This is a genomic window from Stenotrophomonas maltophilia group sp. RNC7, assembly GCF_030910085.1.
GTDB lineage: Bacteria > Pseudomonadota > Gammaproteobacteria > Xanthomonadales > Xanthomonadaceae > Stenotrophomonas > Stenotrophomonas sepilia.
Map to the genome: position 1 here is coordinate 1 of NZ_JAVFVN010000617.1, position 680 is coordinate 680.

The 680-nt window shown below is 52.8% G+C and carries 1 protein-coding gene; it reads right to left on the reverse strand.

The features are described from left to right. Positions 1 to 59: 59 nt before the first annotated feature. Positions 60 to 680 (reverse strand): hypothetical protein (locus RCF13_RS11765; RefSeq protein WP_308141209.1); only part of this gene is annotated, 621 nt, incomplete at its 5' end.

A 680-nucleotide genomic window follows, 5' to 3' on the forward strand; every position in this document is an offset into this window, starting at 1 on the left:
ACACCTTTGCGGGTTGCACTTACATGATCGCCGTTAAAATAAGCCGTTCGCTGCTCAAATTAGGTAAAGTCTTCGATCGAACGCAACGACCGGTTTGAGCCATGTATTTGTTGATTAAACATGCCGCGCAAGCTGGTCGTATCAAGTCTGAAGCGGCTGGCCTGTGGACGCACGTCCGGGGTCTGGTGAAAAGCGCCATTCGTATGGAAATTGGTGTGGCAATCGAGGCAGGCCACGCCCATGCTCGGATCCACAACCTTGCGATCTTCCGTCTGATTGAATTCCTCCTGCGGAAACGGTGTAAGCAAAAGCCGCAGGCCCTCCAGTTGGACTGGAGTAGCGATCCCGTTCATATACTCGTAAAAATTCTTGATCGTAAGAACATCACCGCGTGAGACGTCGCCCAGTTCGGGATGAGTGGTGAGAAAGATCGGGGGAGGGAATTCTGGTGTGAAGATATCTGGCAAGTCGAACGCGACATCAAAACGATTGAGGTCGCGCTTTTCCTCTTGCTGGATGGTATCGATCTGCATCTGCGGAAAGACCTGTCCGCCTGCGGCTTGTTTCACGTGCGGAAGTGGTAAAAAACCTTCGGGTAACAGTCCCTTGGACCTGATTTCCTCCGGTTTCATCTGACCGAGCTTCTCCCACGTCATTCCCTCCGGGAGCCTTACGCGGAC